Below are 6,564 nucleotides of genomic sequence, written 5' to 3' on the forward strand. Positions count from 1 at the left end.
AGTCGAGTGCCCTCCGCTCAAATCAGCAGGTGCTATAAATCAACCTTGACCTTTAACAAAGCCTATTTTTTAACTATCTTTGACGGGTTATTGATTTTATACGCTACTGTAATCTCCAAGAGTAGAGCCTCATCTTCAACATCCTTACCCTTCGGCAGGCTTTTCTTGACGATTTTACCGTCAAATTCTAGTTGCTGGCCTGGCTCTAATTCAAGTTTTTTCAGGGTTTTACTGTGAGAGCCCCAGGCAAGACCGACCTCAATGGGTTCATCCTGTTCAATTTTTACGTCCTCAAACACGACTACTTCATCGTTATCTTCATTAAAATGATTCCAGCTCAGAGCAAACTGCTTCACTTTTCCTGTAAAATGGACTTTTTCTTCAGGCAATACCAATTTTGGCTGCTTTTCTTTTTTTTCTTTTGCCTTTTTTGCAGGTTTTTCTTGTTGCGGTTCTGCTAAAGCTGGAGCTGCAGGTTGAGTTTCGGTTTTGATTTCTGGTACCGTTGGTTCTGCGGGAATGCTCTCTGATGCGGTATCAGCATTTTGGATTATAATTTCTTTCCCGAAGCTTGATGCCTGCATTTCTTTCAAATAAGCAGGTTGGATGCAGGTGAGGTTCCCGTCCTGGAATTCAATCACCAGCGTGTTATATTCCGCGGTTTCTCCAAAAATCTCATATCCCCTTATTGTAACAAGACAATGTTGGTTTCTGTCTTTGTACCAGAATTCCTTTTTTGTACTTAGTCCCCATTCCTTTACTTTTTCCAAATAATGAGCTTCATCTTCAAAACGTTCGTATTCCCCTTTAGGCGGGATATATTGTGTCAAATGTGATTGATTAATGCCAGCTACTGAATTCGCCATCTGTCCACTTCCTTTCAAGTCTATTTTACAGTCTTGGCTGATAGAAAAAAAGCGCAAGCATTCTAAGTTGTCTCTGCAGCTCCCACCGCCCAGAAAGAACATATTTTCCTGGTTATGGATAAATGCCCGTACATTTTCAGCCCTCCACGAATTAACTAATTAAGAAGGAAAAATGAGACATATGCGCGTAACGACGATAGTTGGGAGGAACGATGTGGATACGATATTTATAAAGAAATGTATGAAAGAGATCCAGGTGAAGAATCTTGACAATCAAGATGTAGAGGTTATCAACAATTCCCCTCTGGTAATGATAGGGAAAGGTCGCCAGGGGGCGGTTTTCCAATATACGGATGATATTTGTATTAAAGTGTTTGGCAACGCGGAGGACTGTGAGCGTGAATATTATGCACTTTCTCTGGGCCAGCAAACGGATCTCTTTCCTCGCCTTTACGACAAAGGGAAGCTATATATTGCGATGGAAATAATCAAAGGGGTGGACGTGAGGGAGTACTTACAATCACAGCCTTTAACAGAAGAATTGTCCCTTAAATTGATTAATATGCTAATTACATTCAAGGAAATTGGCTATGACCGAATTGACCATCACAAGCGCCAGGTTTATCTTCAGCCTGACGGCAGCCTGAAGGTGATTGATGTGGCAAGGGCTGTTTGGCGTGACCGTGTCTATCCTTATCCTAGAAAGCTGCTGACTTCGCTTGGGGAAAAAAATAAGAATTTATTTATGACTCATGTTCAACAGCTGAAGCCGGAGCTATACAAGGAATGGATGTACTATATGCAGATGGAAGAAGTGTCGCGTGAAATCTATCAATTATTGCTTGATGGGAAAACAGACAAATTGCATTTAAGTGAACAAAGCGAAAAGTTGTTGACAACCCATGATCAAAAAATTCATAAGAGCCAGCTTGAAAATATGATGCACAAGGTTTTTAAGGAAGAATGGGTGAAAACGATGCTTGCACGCGGTGCTAACCCTGACAAGGTGATGGACAAAATCGATGAATACTGGAAAAAGCTTCAACTAGGAATGCAGCCTCAAAGGAGAGGCAGTGGAAGAGGTTATGGCAGGTCCGAGAAGCTCGATTGGGAAGATTATTATAAGAAAACGTCCGAAAAGGATAAAAAAGGAAAGAGTTCTTCGAAGGATTCGTGGGGAATGGCCTACGAAAGCATGAGGATGAAGAAAAGGGAAAGAAAACGCAGAACATAAGTTTTTGCAAGATATTTTATATGAGGAGGAGCCGAATCTTCAGACGAGGAGAAACCGATATGAAAGTACTTGTAATCTGGCGCCTGCTTACTGTTGGCGGGGTAAATGCCGGATGGCGGAATCGCTCGATCTATTTTAAAAAACATGGAATCGATACAGAATTTCTGTATACGACTGACCATGGCGGTCTTCATATAATGGAGGACATCGCTCCGGTGTATTTAACCAAGGATGATAATGAAATCATTAATATCATCAAAAAAAATCATTACGATGCCATCATTGTTGTCGATACCGCGGCAGCTTATAAATGGATCCGGAAAGCAAAATTCACAGGGCCCGTCATCATTGAGGCCCGGACACCGGAAATCATCAAGCTTCAGCCGCATTTGAAAAACTTTAAAGGAATTAAGCCTGAGGTAATCGTTGTTCCTTCTAATTACCAGAGACGGATTGTTTCGATTTTAACCGAAACCAAACCGATTGAAGTAATTTACAACGGGGTTGATACATCCTTTTTCCGCATGCTGCCTGAAAAAGAGATCGATTTTCACAGTGTGCCAGTTTTACCTGCAGATAAGAAAATCATCGGTTGGATTGGCAGACTGGACAAACGAAAAAACTGGCCGATGCTTCTTGAGGTAGCGAAAAGGATTAAATGTGAACGGAAGGATATTGAGTTCTGGGTAATAGGCGGAGCGCAAAGTGTCCAACGGGAAGAATTCAGGGCGAAATGGCAGGAGGAAAACTTGACGGACATTGTAAAATGGTTCCCAGTCATTCCTTATCAGCAAATGCCTGATGTCTATGCGAAAATTCGCCATTCAGGCGGCTGCACCCTGGCTACTACCAAATCAGAATCCTTCGGCAATACTTTTATCGAATCGATGGCTTGCGGGGTGCCCGTAGTAGCTTCAAACATGATGCCAGTCACAGAGCTGGTTCCCGAGGGGCAAACCGGTATGCTCTACCGCGGACAGAATGTGGATGATGCAGTGGCAAAAATTTATTCAATACTTGATGCTCCTGAATTGCATCAAAATATGTCCAAAAAGGCGACTGAACATGTTCGGCAAAATTTTTCCATAGAAGTGGTGGCAGAGCAGTATATCGATTTGTTATACGAGATTGTCTATGGAGACCAAAAAGGGGTGGGAACCCATGATTAATCCGGTAGCTTATCGCAGGAAATTAGAAGGTAAATCAAACGCGCATCTAATCGCTTTTGATGATGGAAGAGAGTATGTGGTTAAATATTTTCAACCCGGATTTGAACGTACCTTGCCCAATGAGTGGGTTTCCTATTGTTTGGCAAGGTATCTGGGACTGCCCATTCCATTTGCCAGATTAGTTGAAATCCCCGATGAGTTTACAGTGAAAATCCCTGAACTGGCTCAGATGGTTCCTTCCCAATTTCAGTTCGCATCTTTATATGTGCCGAATTGTCTTGATGGGCATCAGGTCCGAGGAGTATCTGGCATATTGAATCAAGAGACACTGGCCGGAATCATTCTATTTGATTATTGGATGTGCAACCGTGACCGGACACGCAAAAATATCCTTTTTCAGGAAGACTCTCAAGATGTGTTTCAATTATGGGTTATTGATCATGCAGAGGTATTAGGGTCATATGATTGGCAGATATCAAATCTGGAGAATTTGCCGACAGGGCTAAGGAAAAGCGCTGCTCACAGGCTGATGGCTTCTTTTATTGAAAACAAGGAGGCATTTGCTGAAGCTCTCGAGCTCATCCAGACAATCCCCATTTTCTTGATAGAAGAAATTGTCTCGACCATTCCTGATGACTGGAATGTTTCAAAAGAAGAAAAGAAAGCGATGGTAAATGCGCTGGTTCAGCATCGGACGAAAATTCTTCCAAAGCAAATGGCTAGAATCATTAAAAAGGTATACCATCCACAACGTAGAAAGAAATTATGACATCTATCGTCTTGATTCCATGAAATGATTATGTGCTTTTGTCTATAAAGTCTTTTCGGTATGTAGGCTTATGACGTGAGCGGAGATTGCCCCTTTGAATATAAAGAATTATGGAATTCAAAAGGGAGGCAGCATATGAAGATCAGAAAAGCTATAATCCCGGCGGCTGGTCTCGGGACTCGGTTTTTACCGGCAACGAAAGCACAGCCCAAGGAAATGCTGCCGATTGTTGATAAGCCGACCATCCAATATATTGTCGAGGAAGCCGTTGCTTCAGGTATAGAGGAAATTATCATCATCATCGGCAGGGGTAAAAGATCAATAGAAGACCATTTTGATAAATCATATGAACTCGAAGATGCTTTATTAAAAAAGAATAAGCTCGATATTTTGGAAGAGGTCCAAAGGATTTCGAGTCTTGCAAATATCTATTATGTCCGGCAAAAGGAGCCAATGGGATTGGGGCATGCCATATTATGTGCCCAAAGCTTCATTGGCAATGAGCCTTTCGCCGTTTTGCTCGGGGATGATATCGTCAAATCAGAAACGCCTTGCTTAAAGCAAATTATCAATGTCTTCGAATATTGCAACAGTTCTGTAGTAGGCATTCAAAGTGTGCCAGAGAAGGATGTCAGCAAGTACGGAATCATTAAGCCCAAGGGGGCGAATCTTGAACCAAATCTTTTCTATATTGAGTCGCTCGTAGAAAAGCCACCTATAGAGGAAGCCCCTTCAAGGTATGCAATTATGGGCAGATATGTCCTGAGGCCGGAGATATTCGACGTATTGGCAAAGCTGCCATTGGGCCATGGCAGTGAACTTCAGCTTACGGATGCCCTCAATGAACTCAGTAAGCGTCAGGCAGTGTTAGCGTATAACTTTGAGGGTGATCGCTATGATGTCGGGGATAAAATCGGCTTCGTAAAAGCTACATTGGACTTTGCCCTGCAGAGGGAAGATATTCGTGAGGATGTACTTGAGTATTTGAAGGATTTTTATGAAAAAGCTCATGGTGAGAGCTTGAAGAATGAGGGTACCTGATATGAAGATTGCTGTATTAGGTACTGGATATGTTGGGCTGTCCACCGGAGTTTGTCTTGCGGAAATCGGCCACAATGTTGCCTGCATTGATGTCGACCAGAAGAAAATAGAAACCCTCAAGCTAGGAAAGTCCCCCATCTATGAACCAGGTTTAGAACAGCTGCTATCGAGAAATTATGCAGCTGGCAGACTAAGGTTCACAACTTCCCATCAAGAAGGATTATGCGAAGCGGAAGTGATCATGATCGCCGTAGGTACACCACAAAGTGAAGATGGACGCGCGAATTTATCCTTTTTAGAACAAGCAGCGAAAGATCTTGCCGCACATATTGTCCAGGATTCAATCGTGGTGATCAAAAGTACGGTGCCAGTGGGTACGAATGAACACTTTGAACAGCTTCTAGCTGCCCATCTTAAAAAGAATGTGGAAATTCAAATGGTAGCGAACCCTGAATTTCTAAGACAGGGGTCGGCTATCATGGATACGATGAAGGCAGATCGGATCATTATTGGAACAGAGCATAAAGAGGCTGCAGAAAAAATTCAGGAAATGTATCGGCCTTTAAATGTGCCATTTTTACTCACCGATGTTAAAAGTGCAGAAGTGATCAAGTATGCATCCAATGCTTTTCTGGCAATGAAAATAAGTTTTATCAATGAAATTGCCAACCTGTGTGCCGCTGTAGGTGCAGATGTAGAAGACGTAGCAAAAGGCATAGGCAAAGATAAACGGATTGGAGCGGCATTTTTAAACGCAGGAATCGGCTATGGAGGATCCTGTTTCCCTAAGGATGTGAAAGCCCTGCTTCATTCATCAAGGGAGCATGGAATCCCGTTTTCCCTCTTAGAAGAAACGATTGCGATTAATGATCATCAGCACCAACTGCTGGTAGAGAAAGCCTTAAAACGGTTAGGGGAGCTTAAAGGAAAAAAAATCGCCATGCTTGGCCTCGCGTTCAAACCGGAAACGGATGACATGAGGGAAGCACCATCGATTAAAATCGCAAACACCTTAACGGAGCTTGGCGCAGAAGTGGCAGCATATGATCCTGTCGCGGCTGTAAATGCATCGAAGGTGATAGGAAATAAAATCATGTATGCCGCCTCGGCCCTTGAAGCGGCTTCACATGCAGACGCGCTTTTCATCGTCACAGAATGGAAGGAATTCCAACAGTTGAATCTTCCAGCTCTCGTGAAGTCCATGAAACAGCCAATCATCTTTGACGGCAGAAATTTCCTCGCAGAAGAGTCAATCAGAGCATGCGAGAAAATAGAATATTATCCTGTTGGACGGCCGGGGATCGTGGTCGGAGGTTAGAGCTATCTGTAAGGTGAAACTCGGACTTGGAGATTTCTAATGAAAGGTATTAGCTGCTGAGTGGTTATGGTAAAGGCCCTCATAACCATTCAAAGGCAAATTCTACTTGTGAGTGGTTATGGTAAGGGCTCTCATAACCATTCAAACCGAAAATCTGCTGCTGAGTG

The 6,564-nt window shown here is 42.9% G+C and carries 6 protein-coding genes; 5 read left to right on the forward strand and 1 reads right to left on the reverse strand.

Features of this window, described 5'->3' with window-relative positions:
* Positions 1 to 62: 62 nt before the first annotated feature.
* Positions 63 to 866, reverse strand: coding sequence for a hypothetical protein (locus tag V7654_RS18610; RefSeq protein WP_335432258.1), 804 nt, complete (start codon positions 864 to 866; stop codon positions 63 to 65).
* A 214-nt stretch (positions 867 to 1,080) separates the two neighbouring features.
* Here V7654_RS18610 and V7654_RS18615 point away from each other — a divergent pair, with 214 nt between their 5' ends.
* From V7654_RS18615 to V7654_RS18635, 5 genes are all read left to right on the forward strand, one after another.
* Complete coding sequence (locus V7654_RS18615; RefSeq protein WP_335432259.1) at positions 1,081 to 2,100, forward strand: hypothetical protein; 1,020 nt, start codon at positions 1,081 to 1,083, stop codon at positions 2,098 to 2,100.
* 59 nt (positions 2,101 to 2,159) lie between these two features.
* Complete coding sequence (locus V7654_RS18620; protein WP_335432260.1) at positions 2,160 to 3,269, forward strand: glycosyltransferase family 4 protein; 1,110 nt, start codon at positions 2,160 to 2,162, stop codon at positions 3,267 to 3,269.
* On the forward strand, positions 3,262 to 4,038 hold the full coding sequence (locus tag V7654_RS18625; RefSeq protein WP_335432261.1) for a HipA family kinase: 777 nt from the start codon (positions 3,262 to 3,264) through the stop codon (positions 4,036 to 4,038). Before V7654_RS18620 ends, V7654_RS18625 begins: the two co-directional genes overlap by 8 nt.
* 135 nt (positions 4,039 to 4,173) lie before the next feature.
* Positions 4,174 to 5,079 (forward strand): UTP--glucose-1-phosphate uridylyltransferase GalU, encoded by a 906-nt coding sequence (galU, locus tag V7654_RS18630; protein ID WP_335432262.1) that lies wholly within the window; start codon positions 4,174 to 4,176, stop codon positions 5,077 to 5,079.
* 1 nt (position 5,080) lies between these two features.
* A complete protein-coding gene (locus V7654_RS18635; RefSeq protein WP_335432263.1) occupies positions 5,081 to 6,397 on the forward strand; it encodes a UDP-glucose dehydrogenase family protein in 1,317 nt (438 codons plus the stop codon).
* Positions 6,398 to 6,564 lie beyond the last annotated feature (167 nt).

It is taken from the genome of Bacillus sp. JJ1609 (genome assembly GCF_036967045.1).
In the GTDB taxonomy this organism is placed as follows: domain Bacteria; phylum Bacillota; class Bacilli; order Bacillales; family Cytobacillaceae; genus Mesobacillus.

What these genes read in the sequence shown, in the direction of transcription:
- V7654_RS18610 (WP_335432258.1), bottom strand. Translation starts at nt 866, where the DNA reads ATGGCGAATTCAGTAGCTGGCATTAATCAATCACATTTGACACAATAT.
- V7654_RS18620 (WP_335432260.1), top strand. Translation starts at nt 2,160, where the DNA reads ATGAAAGTACTTGTAATCTGGCGCCTGCTTACTGTTGGCGGGGTAAAT.
- galU (WP_335432262.1), top strand. Translation starts at nt 4,174, where the DNA reads ATGAAGATCAGAAAAGCTATAATCCCGGCGGCTGGTCTCGGGACTCGG.
- V7654_RS18625 (WP_335432261.1), top strand. Translation starts at nt 3,262, where the DNA reads ATGATTAATCCGGTAGCTTATCGCAGGAAATTAGAAGGTAAATCAAAC.
- V7654_RS18635 (WP_335432263.1), top strand. Translation starts at nt 5,081, where the DNA reads ATGAAGATTGCTGTATTAGGTACTGGATATGTTGGGCTGTCCACCGGA.